Below are 20,502 nucleotides of genomic sequence, written 5' to 3'. Positions count from 1 at the left end.
ACGCCACTGCTGCGATAGCGTCGGTGGGGGAGGGGCTAACGTTCGCGACGCAGCAACTGCGCGGGAACTTTCGCGGCCGATTGCTCATCGAGCAGCCACAGGGTCTTGTTCCTGCCACGGGCACCCGAGGCCGGCACCTGCACCGTGTTGGCGCCAGCCAGGCCAAGACCCACAGCTGCCGCCTTGTCAGCCCCTGCCGCCACAAGCCAAATTTCTTGGGCCGAGTTGATGGCCTCCAGCGTCAAGGAAACCCGCGACGCCGGCGGCTTGGGGGAGTTGTGCACCCCCACCACGTTGCTTCCCGTGGCACGGATACCGGCCCTGTCCGGGAACAGTGAGGCAATATGAGCGTCGGGGCCAAGGCCCAACAACAGCACGTCGAAGCGGGGAACGGTGGGCGCCTGCTCGGAAGCGTCGTCGCTGTTCTCCCATTCCTGCTGCGCAGCCCGGGCCAACTCGTCAGCATAGAGCGTCACTGCCTCGTCGAGGTCGGCAACGGTGTCGGATGCGGCCATGATGTGAACCCGGGCAGGGTCAACGTCAATGTGGTTCAGTAGCGCCTGCGCTGCCTGGCCGGCGTTCCGCTCAGCGGAGTCGGTGGGCACAAAACGGTCATCGCCAAACCAGAAGTTGACCTTGCTCCAGTCAACCGCCAGCCGGGCGGGGGCCAGGGCAATCTCGCGCAGCGTTGCGATACCAACGCTGCCACCTGTCAGAACCACTGTGGCTTCACCACGTTCGCTCTGGACATCCAACAGGCGGGTGATCAGCCGGGCAGCGGTCGTGGCGGCCAGAACATCGAAGGAGGGGTGCTTGGTGATACGAACGGTGGAGCTCATGACTGAATAACCTTTTCTTCTGCCAGCAACTTGCGCAAGCCGTCGGTGACTACTTCGCCAAATACGTCGTCGGGATCTAGCCGGCGCAGTTCCTCGGCCAGACAGTCCTGGAGTGAACGGCGCGGCAGGGAGATTTGCTGGCCGGGTTGACCGGGCTGGGTCAGGGAAGCCTCGTTCGCCCCGGGACGTGTCAGCACCACGTTGCCCTTGCTGCGTTCAATAATAACCGTGCGGATGCCCGTCCCGCTGGAATCTTCACGGACCACTATGGGCACGTTGAGCGCCCTGTGCAGCCAGGAAGCCAACAACAAGGTGCTGGGGGAGTCACTGGCGCCTTCCACCTGCAGCCCGGTGATGGGATCCGCGCCGTCGTACCTGTCCAAGGTAGCCGCCAGCTGGATGCGCCAATTGGTCAGTCGGGTCCACGCCAAGTCCGTGTCGCCGGCCGCATACGTTTCGCCAATGTGCTTGAGGGCGTCGCGCGGATCGGCGGCGTTGGCCGAGTCGGTGATGCGCCTGTGAGCGATCCGGCCCACCGGCGACTCACTGGGCTTTTCGGGGGCACAGTTGGGCCACCAAGCAACGATTGGCGCATCCGGCAGGAGCAGCGCAGACACCAGCGACTCATTTTCCGCCGCAAGTTCACCGTAACCGTGCAGCACAATGACCTCGGAGGCTCCGGCGTCGCCGCCCACACGAATCTCACCGTCAAGGCGGGTTGGATCCTGCTCCGAGCCTGCCGCAAGCACAATGATCCGGCACGGGTGTTCGCGGCTGGCCAGGTTGGCAGCCTCAATCGCTTCTTCTTCACTGCCACGCTGGGTGATCACCACAAGTGTCAACACGCGGCCCAGGGCAACAACGCCGCCCTGCTCACGCAGCTTGACAATTTCCTTGGTGATCTTGGACGTTGTGGTGTCGGGGAGTTCAACTATCACGGTCTACGCCACGTCCTTCCATCTCGTTTCAACAGTTCATCTGACGACGGCGGGCCCCAGCTGCCGGGATCATAGGCCTCAGGTTGTTTGCCCTCGGCCGCCCAGAACTCCTCAAACGGGTCAAGGATCTTCCAGGACAGTTCAACTTCTTCGTGGCGGGGGAACAGCGGCGGCTCACCCAGCAACACATCAAGGATCAGGCGCTCATACGCTTCGGGGCTTGATTCGGTAAAGGCGTGGCCATAGCCAAAGTCCATGGTGACGTCGCGGACCTCCATCTGCGTGCCAGGCACCTTCGAACCGAACCTGATGGTGACGCCCTCGTCGGGCTGCACCCGGATCACCACGGCGTTCTGGCCGAAGTCATCTTCCTGATGATCGGTGAACAACAGATTTGGTGCACGCTTGAAGACGACGGCGATCTCGGTGACTCGCCTGCCCAACCGTTTGCCGGCGCGCAGGTAGAAGGGAACTCCCGACCATCGGCGCGTGTGGATGTCCAGCCGGATGGCGGCAAACGTCTCCGTGCTGGAATCGGCCGGAATGCCCTCTTCCTCCAGGTAGCCAAGCACGTGCTCGCCGCCCTGCCACCCGCCAGCGAACTGACCGCGCGCAGAATGCGTGGACAGGTCCTCCGGCAGCTTGACAGCGGCCAGCACTTTTTCCTTCTCGGCCCGCAAGTGATCGGCGTCGAAAGAAATCGGCTCCTCCATGGCAGTCAGGGCGAGCAGCTGCAGCAGGTGGTTTTGGATGACGTCGCGGGCGGCACCCACACCGTCGTAGTAGCCGGCACGTCCACCGGTGCCAATGTCCTCGGCCATGGTGATCTGCACGTGGTCAACATAGTTGGCGTTCCACAGCGGCTCAAAGAACTGGTTGGCAAAACGCAACGCCAAAATATTCTGGACGGTTTCCTTGCCCAGGTAGTGGTCAATCCTGAAGACGGCGTCCTGCGGGAACACCGACTCCACAATGTCATTGAGGGCACGGGCTGATTCGAGGTTGTGCCCAAAGGGCTTCTCAATCACCACACGACGCCAACTCTCATCGGTGCCTTGCGCCAAACCATGCTCGGAGAGCTGACGGCACACCAATTCAAAAGCCTTCGGCGGAATGGAGAGGTAAAACGCGTGGTTGCCGCTGGTGCCCCGGGTGGTGTCCAGTTCGGCCAGTGTCACCTTCAAACGTTCAAAGGCCGCATGGTCATCAAAGGCGCCCTGGACAAAACGGATGCCCTCGCTGAGCTGATGCCACACGCTCTCATCAAAAGGCGTCCGGCAATGAGCCTGCACGGAGGTTTTCACCTGGGCGGCGAAGTCCGAATCAGACCATTCACGGCGACCAAAACCGACCAAAGCGAAACTGGGCGGCAGCAAGCCGCGGTTTGCGAGGTCGTAGACGGCGGGCATGAGCTTCTTGCGCGCCAGGTCACCGGTAACTCCAAAGAGCACCAGCGAGGACGGGCCCGCAACGCGGGACAGTCGGCGATCCCGACTGTCCCGGAGCGGGTTTTCATGGTGTGTTGCGGCGGAGGTGGGCATCTGTTGAGAAGTTACCTTATACGTCGGTGTGCTGGCCGGCGAGTCCGGCCACCACAGTCTTGAGTTGTGCAACACCGGCGGCCACATCGGTGAGATGAAGGCGCAGCACCGGGCGTCCGTGATCAGCCAGCACGGTGGCGTCGCCGGCGGCCTGAGCGGAAATCAGCTCCCCAAAACTAAACGGCCGTTCCGGAATGGCCAAATCCGCTTGCGCGTCGCCGGTAACCTGCAAGAACACTCCCACGGCGGGACCGCCCTTGTGGAACTGTCCGGTGGAGTGCAAGAAGCGCGGCCCCCACCCGAACGTGACGGGACGGTTACTCAGGGCCGCCAAGTCGTTGCGGACCCCCGCCAGTGGTGCGTTCGCCAGTCGGTCCAGGTACACCTGGACGCTGAGGTAACCATCCTGGGCCAGCGTGCCGAGCAGGGCGGTGATCGCCTGCTCAACCGTGCCTGCCCCGGCCAACCATGCGGCGTCGTCGTTGGCGGTGCGAACCTCAATGGCACCGTCGGTGAACAACGCCGGAGTTGGCACCGGGGTTGCATCCAACAGTCCGCGGGCAGCAGACTTGGCTGCCTCCACATCCGGCTGGTCGAAGGGGTTGATCCCCAACAAGCGGCCGGCGACGGCTGTGGCAAATTCCCACACCATCATCTGCGCGCCGAGATCCCCGGCAATGCTGACCTCATTTTCACGAAGTTCGACGTCGGCGTCCCCGGCTACCAGCCGCACTACCAGAACGTCCTCAGCACCGGAAACCACTTCGGGGGAGTGGGCATCGGCCACAACCGGCAGGACGCCGGTGCCCAACTTGCCCGTTGACTCAGCAATGAGCTGCTCGGCCCAGTCGGCGAAACCGATCATGCCGGAGCCGTCCTCCACAATGACAATCTTGTTGCGCAACGGTGCGGTGCCACCCAGGGCTGCTGCCAACCGCAAGCCAACATTGTCCACGTCGTCGTCGCGGAGCATTTCGCCGGCCTCTTCGGCAGAGTCCAACAGGGCGGCAATGTCCGCCCCGGCCAAGCCCGACGGAACCAGCCCAAAGGCTGTCAGGCCTGAGTAGCGGCCACCCACATTGGGGTCGGCGTTGAACACCTTGCGGTATCCAGCCTCCCTGGCGACGACGTCCAGCGGTGAGCCCGGGTCGGTGACAATGATGATGCGTGCCTTCGCATCAATGCCGGCGGCCGTGAACTCCGCCTCAAAGATGCGTCGCTGCGAGTCGGTTTCCAGGGTGGAACCCGACTTGGAGGAAACCACAACGGCAGTGGTGGCCAGCCGGTCGCTGACAGCTGCGCGCACCTGGTCCGGGTCGGTGCTATCCAAAACTGTCAGCTCAACCCCGGCAGTACCGGTGATGACCTCCGGCGCCAGGGACGAGCCGCCCATGCCGCACAGCACAATATGGTTGACGCCTTCAGCCCGCAGCTCGGCGCGCAAGGCGGTGATCTGCTCAACCAGGGGTGCGGAGACTTCTGCCGCCTCCACCCAGCCCAAACGAATGGCTGATTCTGCTTCTGCAGCGGGGCCCCACAGGGTGGCGTCTTTGGCGAAAATCCGCGACGCCACCTGATCTGCCACGAGTGTTAGCAGCTGCGTGGACCCTGCTTCCTGAGCGGCGCCTGTGGCCGCAAATGCCAGTGATGTCATAGTTCCTAGCCTTCCGCCCCTGCAGCGTCCAGAGCTTCCTGGACGTGGTTGAGGAGTTCTTTCCAGCTGGCCACGAACTTGTCCAGGCCCTCGGTCTCCAACACCTTGACGACCTCGTTGTAGGAGATCCCCAACCCCTCGAGCTGGTTCAGCAAGGCGTTGGACGCCTCGTAGCTGCCCGTGATGGTGTCGCCCGTGACGACGCCGTGGTCATACGTTGCATCCAGTGTTTTTTCCGGCATGGTGTTGACCACGTTGGCGGCCACCAGTTCGGTCACGTACAAGGTGTCCGGGTAGGCCGGGTTCTTGACACCCGTGGAAGCCCAGAGCGGGCGCTGGGGGAGTGCACCGGCGTCGGCCAGCAGGGCCCAACGCTCGGAGGCGAGGACTTCCTCAAAGGCCTGGTAGGCCAGGCGCGCGTTGGCGAGGCCCGCCTTGCCCTTCAGTGCGGTGGCTTCCTCGGTGCCGATGGCATCGAGGCGGCTGTCGATTTCCAGGTCAACGCGGGAAACGAAGAAGGAAGCCACTGAGTGGATGTCTGCCAGCTTGTGACCGTTGGCCTTGGCCAGTTCCAGGCCGCTCAGGAAAGCGTTCATGACTGCGCGGTAGCGGTCCAACGAGAAGATCAAGGTGACGTTGACGCTGATGCCTTCGCCGAGTGTGGCCGTGATGGCCTCCAGACCTTCAAGGGTGGCCGGGATCTTGATGTAGACGTTCTTCTTGGCCACCTTGGCGTAGAGGCGCTTGGCCTCGGCGAACGTGCCCGCTGTGTCCCATGCCTTGCGCGGGTCAACTTCGATGGAGACGCGGCCGTCAACACCGTGGGTGGCTGCTGCGATGGGTGCGAACAGCTCGCAACCTGCTGCCACGTCGGAGGTGGTGATTTCAAAGACGGCGTCTTCGGCGTTCACGCCGGCGGCGGAGAAGGCCTTCAGTTCGGGCTTGTAGTCATCGCTCTTGGTGATGGCCGCCTCGAAGATGCTGGGGTTGGTCGTGACGCCAACAACGCTCTTGTCGTCAATGAGCTTTTGCAAGCTGCCGCTGCTCAAGCGTGCGCGGGACAAGTCATCGAGCCAGATGGAGACACCGGCTGCGGAAAGTGCTGCTGTGGGAGTGGAATGAGTCATTTTGCTACTTCCTTAAGATGAAGGCCCTGCCTTAAAGCGCTCTGCAGGAACGATAGTTCTGTTGCCCGAGCCGCCCGCCAGGGCCGGCGGCTTGGGCAACAGGGTGAAGACACGGTGGCCGGACAAGCCAGCCTGTGGTGCTTAGGAGTTGGCGGCCGCCAGGGAGGAGTTGGCTGCTACCAAGGAGTCCTTGGCTGCGGCAGCGACTGCCTCGGTGGTGATGCCGAATTCCTTGAAGAGGATCTTGTAGTCAGCCGAGGCGCCAAAGTGCTCCAGTGAGATGGAACGGCCGGCGTCGCCAACAAACTCGCGCCAGCCCAAAGCCAGACCGGCTTCAACGGATACGCGGGCCTTGACGGCGGACGGCAGAATCTGCTCGCGGTACTGGGCCGGCTGGGCGTTGAACCACTCAACACACGGCATGGAGACAACACGGGTGGCGATGCCCTCGGCCTGCAATGCTTCGCGAGCCTCAACGGCCAGCTGCACCTCGGACCCTGTGGCGATCAAGATGACAGCAGGGGTGACAACGGCGCCGTCGGACACGGCCTCGGCCAGCACGTAGCCGCCGTGGGCAACGCCGCTGGCGGAACCGAATTCGGTGGCCGTTGCAACGCCGGCGCCGCGGGAGTAGGTGGGAATGTTCTGACGAGTCAGGACAATACCTGCCGGGTTGCTGGTGGTTTCGAGGATCTTCTGCCATGCGGCAGAAACTTCGTTGGAGTCACCGGGGCGCACCACGTCCAAGCCTGGAATGGCGCGCAGGCTCGAAAGCTGCTCGACGGGCTGGTGGGTGGGTCCGTCTTCACCCAAACCGATGGAGTCGTGGGTCCACACGTAAATGGAGGGAACACCCATCAGGGCGCTGAGGCGGATGGCCGGGCGCTGGTAGTCGCTGAAGATCAGGAACGTACCGGAGAACGCACGGGTGGGCCCGCCCAGGTGAATACCGTTCACGATCGATGCGGCCGCGTGCTCACGGATACCAAAGTGCAGGACGCGGCCGTAGGGGCCACCTGACCAGGTGTCGGTCTGCTTGGCGGCAGGAACGAAGGAGCCGGCGCCTTCGATGGTGGTGTTGTTCGAGCCCGCCAAATCGCAGGAACCGCCCCACAGTTCGGGCAGCACACCGCCAATGGCGTTCAGGACCTTGCCGGAGGCGGCACGGGTGGACACGTCCTTGCCGCTTTCAAAGACGGGCAGGTTTTCCTCCCAGTTGGCCGGGAGTTCTTTCTTTTCGATCCGCTCCAACAGCGCTGCCTGCTCCGGGTTGGCGTTCTGCCACGCCGCGAAGCCAACGTTCCACTCCGCGCGAGCGTCGGCGCCACGGGCAAGCAGCTCACGGGCGTGTGCCAGGATGGCCGGGTCAACGTCGAAGTGCTTCGCCGGGTCAAAGCCCAGGACGTCCTTCAGGGCGGCAACCTCTGCTGCACCCAGGGCTGAACCGTGGATGCCGCCGGTGTTCTGCTTCTTCGGCGACGGGAACCCAATGATGGTGCGCAGGGAAATCAGGGACGGCTTGGTGGTCTCGGCCTTAGCCGCTGCCAGGGCTGCGTGGAGTTCGGCAACGTCTTCGACGTATTCGCCCGTCCTGGTCCAGTCGACGCGCTGCACATGCCAGCCATAGGCTTCGTAGCGCTTGAGCACGTCTTCGGAGTAGGAGATGTTGGTGTCATCTTCAATGGAGATGTGGTTGGAGTCATAGATGACAACCATGTTGCCCAGTTCCTGGTGACCGGCAAGGCTGGAAGCCTCACTGGTAACACCCTCTTGCATGTCACCGTCGGAGGCAATGACCCAGACAGTGTGGTCGAAGGGGCTGGTGCCCGGGGCGGCGTCGGGGTCCATGAGGCCGCGCATCCGGCGCTGGGAGTAGGCGAAGCCAACAGCCGAGGCCAGGCCCTGACCCAACGGGCCCGTGGTGATCTCCACGCCGGCTGTGTGCTTGTACTCGGGGTGGCCCGGTGTCAGGGAACCCCAGGTGCGCAGCGCCGCAAGGTCATCCAGTTCCAGGCCGTAGCCGGAAAGGAAAAGCTGGACGTACAACGTCAGGGACGTGTGCCCCGGGGAAAGGATGAAACGGTCGCGACCCATCCAATCAGGATTCTTGGGGTCAATGCGCATGACCTTCTGGAACAACAGGTAGGCGGCAGGAGCCAGCGACATCGCCGTACCGGGGTGGCCGTTACCCACCTTCTCTACTGCATCAGCGGCCAGAATTCGGGCAGTATCCACTGCGCGCTGATCGTTGGCGGTCCAGGTGAACGTTGGCAAATCCAGATGTGACACTGACAGGTCCCTCTCGTTATGGGCAAAATAATGCAGCTGCAGGGCAAGCGTGCGCGCCGAAGCAATAGTCCCAAGCTTTGGCGGCTGATTCAGGGCCCTGCCCTTTGGTGTTGCTTTCAGCTACTTCAAGCTTAGTCTCACGAGTGCTGTGAGTCGCTTGATCACACACGGTCAGGCGATTCTAAAACTACACGACCCCGGACCAAATCCGTGATTGGTTTTCACATGTTGAGAACTCAGAAGCGCGCACTTGACTTTAGCGAGTTTCGCTCCGGGACGCTTCGGACGGGTATTATAGGGATGGCTTTGCCCTCCGCGCGCATGTTGCGGCGGGAGGCGACGCCACAGCGCCGAATCAACAATGAAAACATGGTGACAGTACACGTGAGTGCAATGCATGCCCCGACCGCGGGAACCTCGGCTAACGGTTCAGTGGGTTTTGCCGAGAAGGCCAAGGGATACTTGGCCCTGACAAAGCCCCGGGTTGTGGAGCTGCTGCTGGTTACCACGTTGCCCACCATGTTCTATGCGCACGGCTTTGCCGGCAAGACAGGCGTTCCCAGCCTGTGGCTCATGGTTGCCACCATGGTCGGCGGGGCGCTGGCAGCTGGCGCGTCCGGCGCTTTCAACTGCTACATTGACCGCGACATTGACAAGATCATGAACCGCACCTCCAAACGCCCCCTGGTGACGGGCGTCATCACCCCGCGTGAGGCGTTGGTTTTCTCCTGGGTTTTGACGGTCCTCGCCGTGGTCCTGCTGTGGAGCATCAACCCACTGACAGGCATCTTGGGCATTGGCGCCATCTTCTTGTACGTGGTGGTGTACTCGCTCATCCTCAAGCGCCGTACCTCGCAAAACATTGTCTGGGGCGGGGCCGCGGGCTGCATGCCGGTGCTGATCGCCTGGGCGGCTGTGACAAATACCGTGCAGTGGCCTGCTGTGATCTTGTTCATGATCATCTTCTTGTGGACACCCCCGCACTACTGGCCCCTGTCAATGCGCTACAGCGACGACTACAACGCCGTTAACGTGCCCATGCTCGGCGCCATTGCCGGTTCACGCACTGTTGCTGTCCAGGTTGTTTTGTACACCTGGGCCATGGTGGCCTGTTCACTGCTGATGATCCCGCTCGGTGGCGCCGGCATTGTTTACACGGTGACAACAGCCGCGGCCGGTATCTGGTTCCTGGTTGAGGCTCACACCTTGTACAGCAACTCCACGAAGGACCTGGTGACGAAGAAGAACGCCATGAAGGTCTTCCATGTCTCCATCACCTACCTGACGCTGGTGTTCCTGTCGCTGGCCGTGGACCCCTTTGTCGGTTCAGCCCTGATGGGCTAATTTTCTGCTTCATGTACGACGGCGGCACTCATCCCTGCGGATGGGTGCCGTTTGGCGTTGGTGCCCGCTTCAATGCTGCCATTCCATGGCCATCCGGGCGAAGGCCTTAGCGGCGAAGCTATGGTACGCGCCTTTGCGCCGCAACAGGGCTGCCGTACGTGGCGCAATGGCGGGCGTCAACGGAATCGAGTGCAACCCCGGGTGGTGCTGCGCAATGGCCCGGGGCAGCACAGTGGCCAGCTGCCCGCGGCCGACGATCTCAACGATGGCGCTAATGGAGTTCGCTTCAATGGAGATTCGCGGGGAAATGCCGTTGGCCTGGAAATAGTTATCGATGTGCGCCCGAGTCGAAAAATCGCGACTGAGAAGCACCAGCGATTGTGCATCCCAGCCCTCCGGCGTGAAATGTGCCACGTTCTCCGCACCCGGATGGGATGCCCCCACCACCAGCTGCAGTTCCTCCACAAACAGTTCCTGTACAGCAATGTCCGCCGACCGGGTCTTCGAAAAAGCTACCCCCAGGTCAAGGTCGTCGCTCGCCAACGCGGCCTCAATGCTGTCCTGCGTCATCTCCCTGACGCTCAGCACAATCCCGGGGTAGCGAGCGTTGAACTGCTCCGCCAGTGGGCCCATCAAGTACGACGTGAACGACGGCGTCATGGCCAAGCGGAGCGAACCGCGCCGCAAGTCTTGGACGTCGTGGATGGCGCGCTGCGCTGCCTGCAGTTCACGCCGGGCCCGGTGTGCGTAGAGCAGGTAGCTGGCCCCGGCATCCGTGAGGCGCACAGTTCGCCCAGACCTATCCAGCAGCTGAACTTTGAGACTTCTCTCCAGCGCCTTGATTTGTTGCGACAGGGTTGGCTGTGAAATATGGAGGGCCGCCGCCGCCCGCGTGAAGTTCTGATGCTCGGCTACAGCCGCCAGATAACTGATCTGTCGTAACTCCATGACGCTCCAACTATAGAAAATGGCTATTGATTTGATTGTAAATGAGTCTTGGACACTATAGCTATTCTCCTTCATGCTTGAAACAACAGCCCATCAGAAGGAGACGTAAATGCAAGAAATCATCGACGGATATTTGAAGTTCCGCCGCGAGGCATTCCCGGAACGCGCGGAACTTTTTGGCAGCTTGGCCGGACAACAAAGTCCCGGGACACTTTTCATTGCGTGCTCGGACAGCCGTGTTGTGCCGGAGCTACTCACCCAACAGGAGCCCGGTGACCTCTTCGTCATCCGGAACGCCGGAAACATTGTGCCCGCCTATGGTCAGCAACCGGGCGGAGTCAGCGCCAGCGTTGAGTATGCCGTGGCAGTTTTGGGCGTGCGCGACATTGTGATCTGCGGACACTCCGATTGTGGCGCCATGACCGCATTGATGCAGGGGGCGAACCTGGCCCACCTGCCGGCAGTGGCAGGCTGGTTGGCCCACGCCACCGCAGCCAAGGCTGTCAACGACTCCCAGCAGCACGCCACAGCGGGAGAACAACTTAGCGCCCTGGTTCGCGGCAACGTCAGGGCCCAATTGGCCAACATCAAAACGCACCCGGCAGTGGCCCGCGCCTTGGACCAGGGGAAGGTAAGCCTGCACGGGTGGGCCTTTGACATCCAGAGCGGACACATGGATGTGCTCGATGAGGCGACGGGCCACTTCAGGGAACTAACAAGCCACCAGCAGCACAGCCAGGCCCACGCCGGCATCCGCGCCTAAATTCTTCACAATAGAAAGAGAAAACACCATGATTCATGCCCAAAACACCCAAGGCCGCCGCGAAGCATTGACGGAGACCATCATCGACACCAAACTGCGCAAGGACCTCTCCTGGGCGCAGCTGTGCGAAGGCACCGGCCTGAGCGTGGCATTCGTGACGGCAGCCCTATTGGGGCAGCACCCGCTGCCCGCAGCGGCGGCGGAAGCAGTCAGCACCCAACTGGAGCTGGGCCGCGACGCCACAGCACTGTTGCAGACCATTCCGCTGCGTGGCAGCATTCCCGGCGGCATCCCCACCGACCCCACCATCTACCGCTTCTACGAAATGTTGCAGGTTTACGGAACCACCTTGAAGGCCTTGGTGCACGAGGAGTTCGGCGACGGCATCATCAGCGCCATTAACTTCAAGCTCGACATCAAAAAGGTTGAGGACCCCGACGGCGGCTCCCGTGCTGTCATCACTCTCGACGGCAAATACTTGCCCACCAAGCCGTTCTAGGCCACGACTTCTTCCCCGACGACGCCGGTCCCGCACCTTTTCCACCTCGGTGCGGGACCGGCGTCGTACAGGTAGTTCACCCACTGTTCCCGAGCCAGCCGCCTGACGTTGAGGTTCTGGCTACGGCGGATCTCTACTCTCATGATGCAACCGCGGCCCAAACAGGCGCCGCACCACGTTGGAGAGGTAGCTATGACGGCAAGCATCAACCAGCCAAAACTCAGCCGGAGGGCAGCAATGGCTGCCGCGGGAACCCTTGGGGCGCTGGGCATCACCGTGGCGGCGGGGTCCGAGAGCGACGCGGCTCCCGGGCCGAAGCCGGCCAAGCCGAGCCTTGCGTTCCGGCCCGACGGATCCTTCAAGATTGTTCAGTTCAATGATACTCAGGACGACGAACGCACCGACCGCCGCACCATAGAACTCATGGAGCGAACCCTTGATGCGGAGAAACCCGATTTTGTTGTTATCAACGGTGACGTGATCACCGGGGGTTGCGACTCGGCACTGGAGGTCAAGCAGGCCTTGAACCATGTGGTCCTGCCCATGGAACGGCGGAAGATCACCTGGGCCGTGACGTTCGGCAACCATGATGAGGATTCCCTGGCGCGAACAGGAATGACCGAGGCGAAGATGCTCACGTTCCTGCAGAGCTACGAGTTCAACGTCAATGCCAACTCCACACCGAACCTTACGGGCACCTCGAACACCCAGCTGCTCATCAAGTCGGCCACCTCGAAGGTACCGTCCTTTGGTCTGTGGCTCATCGACACGGGCAGGTACGCCCCCGACGCCATCAACGGGCAAAGTTTTGAGGGCTACCCGGACTGGGACTGGGTACGGATGGATCAGGTCAACTGGTACCGGGACCTGTCGGTGGCAACGGAGCGGAAATACGGGAAGAAGATTCCCTCACTGATGTGGGGCCATATTGCTTTGCATGAGCACCGCAACATGTGGTTTGCCAGCATTGACTCCCGCAAGGACTCCGACCACGCACGGGCGCTCACCCGGCACACGATTGTCGGCGAGCGCAACGAGGATGAGTGCCCCGGCCCCATCAACTCAGGACTGTTCAATGCGTTCCTGGAACGCGGAGATGTGCTGGGGTACTTTGTGGGTCACGACCATGTGAACACGTATATGGGCAACTACTACGGTGTCCAGTTGGGCTACGCTCCGGGGACCGGATTCGGCGCATATGGCCTGCCCGGTGCCGAACGGAACCGCCTGCGTGGGGCACGGGTCTTTGAGTTGGATGAGAACCATCCCGGCATCTACAAGGACACCCGCGTGGTCTTTGCCAAGGACTTCGGGATTGACCTGACAGCAAATGACCAGCCGATAGAGCCGCTCCCGCTCAGCCCCGGTCAGCAATAGCCGGTCCGCTGCTTCTGCTTGATCCCGGCAAGCCCCGTGGGAGCGATGGCGCCCATTCCTCCCTGACGTACCGTGGAGCCATGAACACATGGACAGATCAGGCATCAGTGGTGGCATTCCCTGATGGCCGGCGCATTCGTGGAACGAGCCTGCGTGATGCTCGCCGAACCGACGACCGTCCAGACTTCGCGGTGTACTTGCTGGGGCGCGCGCCCAGTCACCCGTCAGGGGACTGCCGCTGGGTGAAGTGGCGGGACTTCGGTGTGCCGGCGTCGAGCGCGGATGCTGTTGAAGCTTTGCGGGAGGCGTTCGAGAGGTCGCCGGGGGAGCGGGTTGAGATCAGCTGCCGGGGCGGGGTTGGGAGAACCGGCACGGCCCTAGCGCTGCTGGCCATGATGGCCGGAATCCCCGACGCCGACGCCGTGGACTGGGTTCGGGCGAACTACCACCGCCGCGCCGTCGAGACCGCCGGCCAGCGGCGGTGGTTGCACCAGGCGGCAACCCTGCTCTGACGTGCCGGAGGTAGCGGCCACATCGCCTATGTCTGACTAGAAAATGGCGTTGATGGCATTCCAGCCATGACCCACCTGGATGCGCGTGTTCCATGTTCCTTGTGCCGTGCGCGGGTAGAGCCATAGTAAGCCCGCAGAGTCGTACGCCACGACGTCGGCAGTTCTGTCACCGTTGAAGTCCCCGGGGCTCATGAGGCCAGGGAACGCGTTCCAGCCGCTTCCGATGAGGACTCGCGGATTCCAGCCGCCGGTAGCTGTGCGCGAATACAACCACAGCCGCCCAGTGGTGCGTTCCCGGGCCAGAATGTCGGCAGTCCCGTCACCGTTGCAGTCACCGGGTCCCAGTAGGGTGTTGAACCCGCTCCAGCCGGTACCCACCAGAACCCGGGGGAGCCAGCCGCCGCGGCCGTTGCCCGGGTATAGCCACAAGCGTCCCGTGCTTGTCTCACGGGCCAGAACGTCAACCCGCTGATCACCGTTCATGTCCCCGGGGCCAACAATGGAGTCGAAAGCGTTCCAGCCACTGCCTATCACCTGCTTCGACAACCATCCGCCGCTGCCACTGCCGCGGTATAGCCACAGCTGTCCCGTTGCCGGTGCCCGTGCTATCACGTCCCGATGGCCGTCACCGGAGAAGTCGCCAACTGTCTCCAACACATTGAATCCGCCCCAGCCGGTCCCGATCGTGGAGCCCGCGGCGAAGGTACCCTTGCCGTTGCCTGGATAGAGGCGCAACTGATTCGTCGCTGCCACGCGGGCCAGAACGTCATTGTTCCAGTCGCCGTTGAAATCGGCGGTGGAGCCGGCCAGGATAGATCCGGGCATGGGAAGTGCACTCAACGCATAGTTTGAGCAGGTGATGTCGTAGTCACGAACATCGTCATACCACTGGGACAGATAGACGCGGCCGCCGGAAAAGCTCGGTTGCACGCAGCGGTCCTGTGCCTCGGTAGGGTAGTCAAGCCGCCCGGCGGTGGCCCAGACGGGGACACCGGGCAGGTACCAGGATGCTGTGATTGACGCCCATCCGCTGGCAAAGGAGTACAGGCCATACGAATAGCCGGCATCCCGCAGCCCCCGCATCAGCCCCTCGACGACGAGGCGGTTTTCGCGTTGCGCCGCAGCCGTCGCGGTGGGCCACGGCTGGGCCGGGCGAGGTTCGACGTCGATCCACACCATGGCAGGTCGGAAGTTGTTGCGCGCCATGGACGCCACGGCGAAGGCCGCCTCCGCGTAGCCGACATTGGAGAGTTGCCCGGCACGGGTGGTGGGTGACCACGGACCCTTCGCGCGGTAGCTCACCAGTTGGCTTGCGGTGGGGAACGCGGCCATGGTGTACGCCTGGGCCGGTTTGGAATTGCTCCGCACCCACGTGAGTTGGCTGCCCAGACAAGGATTTTCCGTAAACGGCAGGCCCTTGGTCAACCCCACCACCACAAATTGGGTGCTCGTGGGCGGCAGCGGCAATCCGTACCCGCCAACTGCGGTTGAACATTGGGGCCAAGAGATGTCGTGGCCACTAAGGGTGGCAGCTTGGGCAGGATGTGCGCTGACCAGCAAACTCATGAGGAGGACCCAGGTGGCCAACACGCTTTGAATCAGAAGACGGGTAGTTGTCGTCCTCGTGGACACCCTTCTCTGCTGACCGGCCGGACCGTGTTGCGTGTGCATGGCTTCGCTTTCCACTTCCAGTTAACCACTCAAACGTCCGGCCGACCAGATGTCGCTGTGTCATATTTTCAAATCCCGCAGTGCCACCTGTGAAGTGCTGGCAGCGGAGCAGGCCCGGTCGGCCCAACAGCTGTAGCTAGCCGGTGTGTTCCGCGGCTGGTTGATTCATCCGATGACAGCCTTCCGATATACCTCCGTGGCCATCCTCGTCGCCGCTGTAGCGTCTGTGTTTTTTCTCGACGTGCCCGTGTGGGCGAAGTTCGTCATCCTTGCCTGGCCAGCGGCATCCGTGGCCGTCAATGAGTATCGGTTCCACAAGCAACCCACGGCGACGGCCGAACAATCCGCCCATGCATCGGACCAATTGCCGGATACGCTGCTGCACGCCTACCGCGAAAGCGAATAGGCAGGCAACACTGGGCTCGCATGCGCCTGTTGCAAGTGAAAGATTGCCCGTCTTGACGTCTCCATTGACGTGGCAGCCCTTACCGTGGCTGTGTGGGGGAGTGGCCCGAGTCCCTGTCAGTTCTAACGGAGCGCCTGGCAATCGGGGGGCGAAAGATCGGCTGCACACCGCTGAAGGGCGTCAGCCACTGTTGAGGACTGGCGCTTCGGCAACGGGCACCCAGCGGGAAGCGCACTGCCGCGAGACTCCGAGTTCCTTGGCGACATGAGATACCGGGCGCCGGTCACTGACGACCCGCCGCACCAGCAAAGCCCTTCCATGAACCGTCAACCTGGCATTAGCGTGAGGCATGGGAACCTCCGGAACGTGAAGTGATAGACAACTCCACTAAGCCCGGAGGTTGTCCCAAATATCAAGCCCGAGTTTCACCAACCTCATGGCCGGGTACACCTAGCGTCCGCCGCCGTGCATCTGATCGTCGGCAAGGCACGCGACGAACTCGGATTGCACCGTCTGGAAGCAGGCACTCTGTTGCACAATATTGGTTCCCAGCGGGTGCTGTTGAAGGCGGGTTTCCGGCAAATCGGGATGGCACCGCGATACTTACAGATCGCCGGGAAATGGCAAGACCACAACCTGTACCAAGTACTCCTGCACAACAACGAATAGCCCGGCGCGAGACCCCTCTGTAAAGCGGCGCTTTCGGGACGTGACGCGTCCAGGCTGAGGTCCAATACTCAACGCCGCTACATTGATCCAGTATTTCGAGGAATCACGAGCCGCGATTAGTGTCATCGTTTGGAGACTCTCGGACTCATCGGCTCAGGCAATATCGGAAGCACTGTCGCAAAACTGGCAATTCTCGCCAGCTGCGACATCGTGGTGGTCACGGTGCCGTTGAAGAACCTGCGTGACATCTATCCAGAACTGCTCAATGGTCGAATCGTCGTGGACACGATGAATTACTATCCGGAGCGTGACGGGCATATAGGGGCACTGGACAGCGGATCGATCTCGACCTCCGAGCTCGTACAAAAGCACTTCGCGGGATCACGAGTTGTGAAGGGATTCAACAACATCAGCTATAGTCATCTGGCCGGTCTCCCAACTTCTCACAGAGCGCCGCGGCGCTCTGCCCTACCCATTGCCACCGACTCAGGAGCCAGAAGGGCCGTTACTCAATTGATCAATAGGCTCGGCTACGACGTCGTCGACGCTGGCCCCATTGCCGAAGGTTGGCGATTCGAACGCGGACGCCCGCCTATTGCGCCCTGCGTCGCAGATCCGCAAGCCCTTTCGCTCAGCACTCCGGCCAACCGTCCCACAGAAACGCGCGTCGCAGACGCACGCGAGATTCGAGAGCTTCTGGAAAAGAGCAACCGCTAGTCGCGAAAGACAACATCCCCGAAACGTCCCTCGGCCCCCATAGGGGAAAGATTCTTGGAGACCAACTAGCTTTTCGAATGGGGCGCGAATCACCTCCGCTCGGCGGGATGGCGGGGGCAGATCCTCGATTGCCTGGTGGCCATGAGGTTGCCATCCAGGACCGGCGTGGCTCGAAGGCGCCTCGTGCCGTCCAGCCATCGCTGATTCCACTGCGGATCCGGTCGCGGAACACCTCTAGATACGGTTAGCGGGTCATGGGGTCCGACCCGCTAACACCGACCCAGGAGGCGCCGTGCAGGTTCACCAAAGTTTAGCTCGCATCAGCCCTAAGAGCGGCGATGGCATCGATTTCAAGCAGGAATTCCGGTTCGACGAGTGCGGATACCTGCACCAGGGTGCTGGCCGGTTTCGGATCCTCGAAGTATTCGCTTATGACTTCACGGAGCTGAGCTAGATCAGCCATGTCGGTGAGGAAATAGGTCAATTTGACCACGTCAGCGAGACTGCCGCCCTCTGCATCCAAGATGATGGCTATCCGGTCGAAGACCGCCGTCGCTTGTTCGCGAATTCCGCCACTGACCGGCGTCCCCCGAGCGTCCAGCGGAAGCTGTCCCGAAACGAAAAGCAGTGGGCCCTCGGCCTTTCGTGCTTGGCTGAAAGCCGGCGCATTCATGGGCGCGCCGGGTGTGTTGGATTGATGTTGATTGAGTCGATGACGGCGTTGCTGCCAAGATCGAGAGCGGCCAGGACCACTGATGCCACTTGGGCCGGTTGTATCCAGGCCGCGCCGTCGTAGTCCTTTTGCTCCCAGGAGTGCATTTGAGCCTGCATGGGAGTGTCGACCCGGCCCGGATGCACTGATGTTACCCGGACCCCGTGGGTTGCCTCCTCGAGCCGGAGCGCGTCTGCGAAAGCGCGCATCCCGAATTTGCTGGCACTGTAGGCGCCAGAGCCGGCGGCTGAGTGGTGACCCAGTCCAGAATTCACCATGACCACGTGAGCTGCGCTCCGGCGCAATAGCGGCAACAACGCCCGCGTGAGCGCCACGGGGGCCAGGAGGTTTAGCTCCAAGCTCTCCCGCCACTGGTCCAGACTAAGTTCTTCAACCGTGCCCAAGTGGAGAACTCCCGCGCTATGGACCAAAACATCAAGGCTCCGCACACCTGATGCAATAGTCGCGATCCCGGCTTCCGTGGCGAGATCCCCGATGAGCACTTCCGCGGAAGGCAACTCGTCCGCGAGGTTCTGCAGCGCTTCGCGATTGCGTCCGGCCAGATAGAGGTGGGACGTGGGCGCCAACGATTCAGCAATAGCCCGGCCAATTCCGCCTGATGCGCCCGTGATGAGTACGCGTCGTTTCATCAAATTCCCCCCATAGTTCCTTGTGTCCTACACCCGTAATCCATGCGCCTTGCCCCACCCAACGGCCACGCGGGCTGCCCGGATGCTCGATGGGTCCGCTGCCGCATTGCCCTCAACACTATGGCCGGAAGGTTAAGCGCGGCTCCAAAGCCGCACGTGTCGTGGATCACCTAAATAGTAGCGGTGGCTTCCGGTCACGCCCTGCCGGGTACGCTTCGACAAAGTTTGGATTGGATCGATCATTCAACAAATTCGTTTGCGGAAACGTCGTTCGGTTTGACCTGAGGGCGCCTCGCATTTCACTTGTTCGGTGCGGACAAATCCGGATCTCTCGTAGACGCTGATGGCACGCTCGTTGCTACTGATAACCCACAGCTCAAGCATGGTACGCCCGATATCCCTGGCATAGTCTTCCGTGCCGCCGAGCAACTTGCTGGCAACACCGCTGCCCCACGATTCTGGAACCACTGCCAGATAGAAGACCTCCAGTGTTTCTGAGCGCGGGGCAAACAGACTGAAGCCCACATAGGCATCATCTCGCCTAGCCAGGAGAAGTTTCGCTCCGTCGATACGGAGGCGCCGCTGGATCCCCAGGATGGTTTCCTCGACAGTAGCTGGTTTTGCAGCCCTATCGCGCCGCGCCTTGGCGCGAGCCCAAATCATTGCCGCTGCCCTCACAGCATCTGGTTCGAGGCACATGGCCAGCTGCGTCCCACCATCCAAACTATTCACCCCAGCATCCTTCCACACCGGTTCCCTGTGTGGGCTCGTGCGCAATGCCATGACAGGCGGCAAACTGGCCTGCCGAAGCCCGCAAGCCTAGAGAGCATACGCCTAGCGGGACGGGAGGTGAGGCCAACGCCGCTATCGACGCCGGTCCCATCGGCTTGGTGGACGACGACGTTCGAGACATGTGAATGTTGGGGGAGTGGCGCCGTCAAGGTGCCTTGTAACGTGGCGAGTGTGCTGCTAAGACACCGATACAGCTACGCCCAGTCCGCTTCATAGTAGATCTTTGATAGACCAAGGAAAAACCTTATAGCCTAGGGGTTCTTCGCCTTAAACCCTCATCATGCTTTTTTTGAAAAGGTACTTGAAGTGTCCTGCGATCTTCCGGTCTATGCAGCCACACCTTTGGGCTTCGACGAACTTCTGGCGTTGGTGCGCAGCACTGCCGAGCTCGACGTCGACGGCGACCCTGGCAGCGATGCTGACTCCTTGATGGTGGTCCGGGGTGCACGCCGCAAAGTTTGCCCGGAAACTGGCCAAATCCACAGCTGGGGCAACGTTGGATGAACAAACTGGCGAGGTCTGGCCCAAGGCCAAGGGCAGCCGCGTGGCCCGGCCCGCGAAGCGGCCCGAGTCACGGAGCTGGTGACGGCTAATTTCTACACGCTCATGAACGAGATGCCAATGGATCTGCCCGGCAGTTACCTTGCCCTGGCAAGAAAGTACCTGCCCGAGGCGCTCCCCACACGATTTGGCACCTACGAGCCCTTGCAAGGCAAGCTGGTCAGGGATGGCGACCAAGCCTTCTCCGACATGTGGCTGGGGAACCCAACACATACTCTGTACTTCGATTGCCCGGACCCCATTGGTTTTGACGCAATACAGGCCAGTCGGGAAAACTTCTCTGAAGTTTGACCGTGCGGCCCTTTCCGATACGAGCTGGCTGTGGGGCCTACGGCAGCTTTTCGTGTCATTCGCGATGAAATCCAACAGTTCCTTTGCCTCGTGTGTTTCGTCAAGTTAAAGTAGGCCGTTTCAGCGCTAAGAATCAGGCCACGGCGGCAGGTTTTTAGGCCATTTCAGCAGTTTGCTCATTTCATCAACGCATTCTTGACCC

22 protein-coding genes and 1 pseudogene are annotated in these 20,502 nt (G+C 61.6%); 10 read left to right on the top strand and 13 right to left on the bottom strand.

Features of this window, described 5'->3' with window-relative positions; translation table 11 throughout:
* Nucleotides 1-35 precede the first annotated feature (35 nt).
* From pgl to tkt, 6 genes are all read right to left on the bottom strand, one after another.
* Nucleotides 36-839 (bottom strand): 6-phosphogluconolactonase, encoded by an 804-nt coding sequence (gene pgl / locus ACX80E_RS05255; RefSeq protein ID WP_459300856.1) that lies wholly within the window; start codon nucleotides 837-839, stop codon nucleotides 36-38.
* A complete protein-coding gene (locus ACX80E_RS05250; protein ID WP_459300855.1) occupies nucleotides 836-1,777 on the bottom strand; it encodes a glucose-6-phosphate dehydrogenase assembly protein OpcA in 942 nt (313 codons plus the stop codon). Before ACX80E_RS05250 ends, pgl begins: the two co-directional genes overlap by 4 nt.
* Entirely contained in the window at nucleotides 1,774-3,318 is a 1,545-nt protein-coding gene (gene zwf, locus ACX80E_RS05245) for a glucose-6-phosphate dehydrogenase (RefSeq protein WP_459300854.1), read from the bottom strand. Before zwf ends, ACX80E_RS05250 begins: the two co-directional genes overlap by 4 nt.
* Nucleotides 3,319-3,334: 16 nt before the next feature.
* Complete coding sequence (locus tag ACX80E_RS05240) at nucleotides 3,335-4,972, bottom strand: glucose-6-phosphate isomerase (protein ID WP_459300853.1); 1,638 nt, start codon at nucleotides 4,970-4,972, stop codon at nucleotides 3,335-3,337.
* 5 nt (nucleotides 4,973-4,977) lie between these two features.
* Nucleotides 4,978-6,099, bottom strand: coding sequence for a transaldolase (tal, locus tag ACX80E_RS05235; RefSeq protein ID WP_459300852.1), 1,122 nt, complete (start codon nucleotides 6,097-6,099; stop codon nucleotides 4,978-4,980).
* Nucleotides 6,100-6,240: 141 nt separating this feature from the next.
* Entirely contained in the window at nucleotides 6,241-8,388 is a 2,148-nt protein-coding gene (gene tkt / locus ACX80E_RS05230; protein ID WP_459300851.1) for a transketolase, read from the bottom strand.
* A 372-nt stretch (nucleotides 8,389-8,760) separates the two neighbouring features.
* Between tkt and ACX80E_RS05225 the strand changes: the two genes are divergently transcribed.
* On the top strand, nucleotides 8,761-9,732 hold the full coding sequence (locus ACX80E_RS05225) for a heme o synthase (protein ID WP_459300930.1): 972 nt from the start codon (nucleotides 8,761-8,763) through the stop codon (nucleotides 9,730-9,732).
* A gap of 69 nt (nucleotides 9,733-9,801) precedes the next feature.
* Here the strand turns inward: ACX80E_RS05225 and cynR are convergent, their stop codons facing one another.
* Nucleotides 9,802-10,680, bottom strand: coding sequence for a transcriptional regulator CynR (gene cynR / locus ACX80E_RS05220; protein WP_459300850.1), 879 nt, complete (start codon nucleotides 10,678-10,680; stop codon nucleotides 9,802-9,804).
* A 109-nt stretch (nucleotides 10,681-10,789) separates the two neighbouring features.
* On the opposite strand from cynR, the gene ACX80E_RS05215 reads away from it, so the two are divergent.
* Together ACX80E_RS05215 and cynS are read left to right on the top strand one after the other, a co-directional pair.
* Nucleotides 10,790-11,443: a carbonic anhydrase gene (locus ACX80E_RS05215; protein ID WP_459300849.1), complete on the top strand. Its 654-nt coding sequence runs from the start codon at nucleotides 10,790-10,792 to the stop codon at nucleotides 11,441-11,443.
* Nucleotides 11,444-11,471: 28 nt separating this feature from the next.
* Entirely contained in the window at nucleotides 11,472-11,942 is a 471-nt protein-coding gene (cynS, locus tag ACX80E_RS05210; RefSeq protein ID WP_459300848.1) for a cyanase, read from the top strand.
* Here cynS and ACX80E_RS05205 read toward each other — a convergent pair.
* Complete coding sequence (locus tag ACX80E_RS05205) at nucleotides 11,939-12,085, bottom strand: hypothetical protein (RefSeq protein WP_459300847.1); 147 nt, start codon at nucleotides 12,083-12,085, stop codon at nucleotides 11,939-11,941. The genes cynS and ACX80E_RS05205 overlap by 4 nt on opposite strands.
* A 49-nt stretch (nucleotides 12,086-12,134) precedes the next feature.
* On the opposite strand from ACX80E_RS05205, the gene ACX80E_RS05200 reads away from it, so the two are divergent.
* Both ACX80E_RS05200 and ACX80E_RS05195 read left to right on the top strand, forming a co-directional pair.
* Nucleotides 12,135-13,319 (top strand): metallophosphoesterase family protein, encoded by a 1,185-nt coding sequence (locus ACX80E_RS05200; protein ID WP_459300846.1) that lies wholly within the window; start codon nucleotides 12,135-12,137, stop codon nucleotides 13,317-13,319.
* Between the two features lie 80 nt (nucleotides 13,320-13,399).
* Nucleotides 13,400-13,831, top strand: a complete 432-nt coding sequence (locus tag ACX80E_RS05195) for a protein-tyrosine phosphatase family protein (RefSeq protein ID WP_459300845.1) — start codon at nucleotides 13,400-13,402, stop codon at nucleotides 13,829-13,831.
* Between the two features lie 36 nt (nucleotides 13,832-13,867).
* Here the strand turns inward: ACX80E_RS05195 and ACX80E_RS05190 are convergent, their stop codons facing one another.
* Nucleotides 13,868-15,502, bottom strand: coding sequence for an FG-GAP repeat domain-containing protein (locus ACX80E_RS05190; RefSeq protein ID WP_459300844.1), 1,635 nt, complete (start codon nucleotides 15,500-15,502; stop codon nucleotides 13,868-13,870).
* A gap of 172 nt (nucleotides 15,503-15,674) precedes the next feature.
* Here ACX80E_RS05190 and ACX80E_RS05185 point away from each other — a divergent pair, with 172 nt between their 5' ends.
* Nucleotides 15,675-15,908, top strand: a complete 234-nt coding sequence (locus ACX80E_RS05185) for a hypothetical protein (protein WP_459300843.1) — start codon at nucleotides 15,675-15,677, stop codon at nucleotides 15,906-15,908.
* Nucleotides 15,909-16,124: 216 nt separating this feature from the next.
* On the opposite strand, the pseudogene ACX80E_RS05180 reads toward ACX80E_RS05185, so the two are convergent.
* A pseudogene (locus tag ACX80E_RS05180) lies at nucleotides 16,125-16,259 on the bottom strand (leucine zipper domain-containing protein); the annotation flags it as partial.
* 60 nt (nucleotides 16,260-16,319) lie between these two features.
* On the opposite strand from ACX80E_RS05180, the gene ACX80E_RS05175 reads away from it, so the two are divergent.
* Nucleotides 16,320-16,577 carry a GNAT family N-acetyltransferase gene (locus ACX80E_RS05175; protein ID WP_459300929.1) on the top strand — a complete coding sequence of 86 codons (258 nt, stop codon included), beginning with the start codon at nucleotides 16,320-16,322 and terminating at the stop codon, nucleotides 16,575-16,577.
* 129 nt (nucleotides 16,578-16,706) lie between these two features.
* Complete coding sequence (locus ACX80E_RS05170) at nucleotides 16,707-17,294, top strand: NADPH-dependent F420 reductase (protein ID WP_459300842.1); 588 nt, start codon at nucleotides 16,707-16,709, stop codon at nucleotides 17,292-17,294.
* Nucleotides 17,295-17,604: 310 nt separating this feature from the next.
* Here ACX80E_RS05170 and ACX80E_RS05165 read toward each other — a convergent pair whose 3' ends face one another.
* The 3 genes from ACX80E_RS05165 to ACX80E_RS05155 form a co-directional block, all read right to left on the bottom strand.
* Nucleotides 17,605-17,967 carry a RidA family protein gene (locus tag ACX80E_RS05165; RefSeq protein WP_459300841.1) on the bottom strand — a complete coding sequence of 121 codons (363 nt, stop codon included), beginning with the start codon at nucleotides 17,965-17,967 and terminating at the stop codon, nucleotides 17,605-17,607.
* The gene (locus ACX80E_RS05160) at nucleotides 17,964-18,656 is read right to left on the bottom strand and encodes an SDR family oxidoreductase (RefSeq protein ID WP_459300840.1); all 693 of its coding nucleotides are present in this window, start codon (nucleotides 18,654-18,656) and stop codon (nucleotides 17,964-17,966) included. Before ACX80E_RS05160 ends, ACX80E_RS05165 begins: the two co-directional genes overlap by 4 nt.
* A gap of 243 nt (nucleotides 18,657-18,899) precedes the next feature.
* The gene (locus ACX80E_RS05155; protein ID WP_459300839.1) at nucleotides 18,900-19,319 is read right to left on the bottom strand and encodes a GNAT family N-acetyltransferase; all 420 of its coding nucleotides are present in this window, start codon (nucleotides 19,317-19,319) and stop codon (nucleotides 18,900-18,902) included.
* Nucleotides 19,320-19,754: 435 nt separating this feature from the next.
* Here ACX80E_RS05155 and ACX80E_RS05150 point away from each other — a divergent pair, with 435 nt between their 5' ends.
* Nucleotides 19,755-19,952 (top strand): hypothetical protein, encoded by a 198-nt coding sequence (locus ACX80E_RS05150; RefSeq protein ID WP_459300838.1) that lies wholly within the window; start codon nucleotides 19,755-19,757, stop codon nucleotides 19,950-19,952.
* A gap of 102 nt (nucleotides 19,953-20,054) precedes the next feature.
* A complete protein-coding gene (locus tag ACX80E_RS05145) occupies nucleotides 20,055-20,300 on the top strand; it encodes a hypothetical protein (protein WP_459300837.1) in 246 nt (81 codons plus the stop codon).
* Nucleotides 20,301-20,502 lie beyond the last annotated feature (202 nt).

The organism is Arthrobacter sp. TMN-49 (genome assembly GCF_054511095.1).
This window is presented reverse-complemented; position numbering and strand designations above follow the sequence as displayed.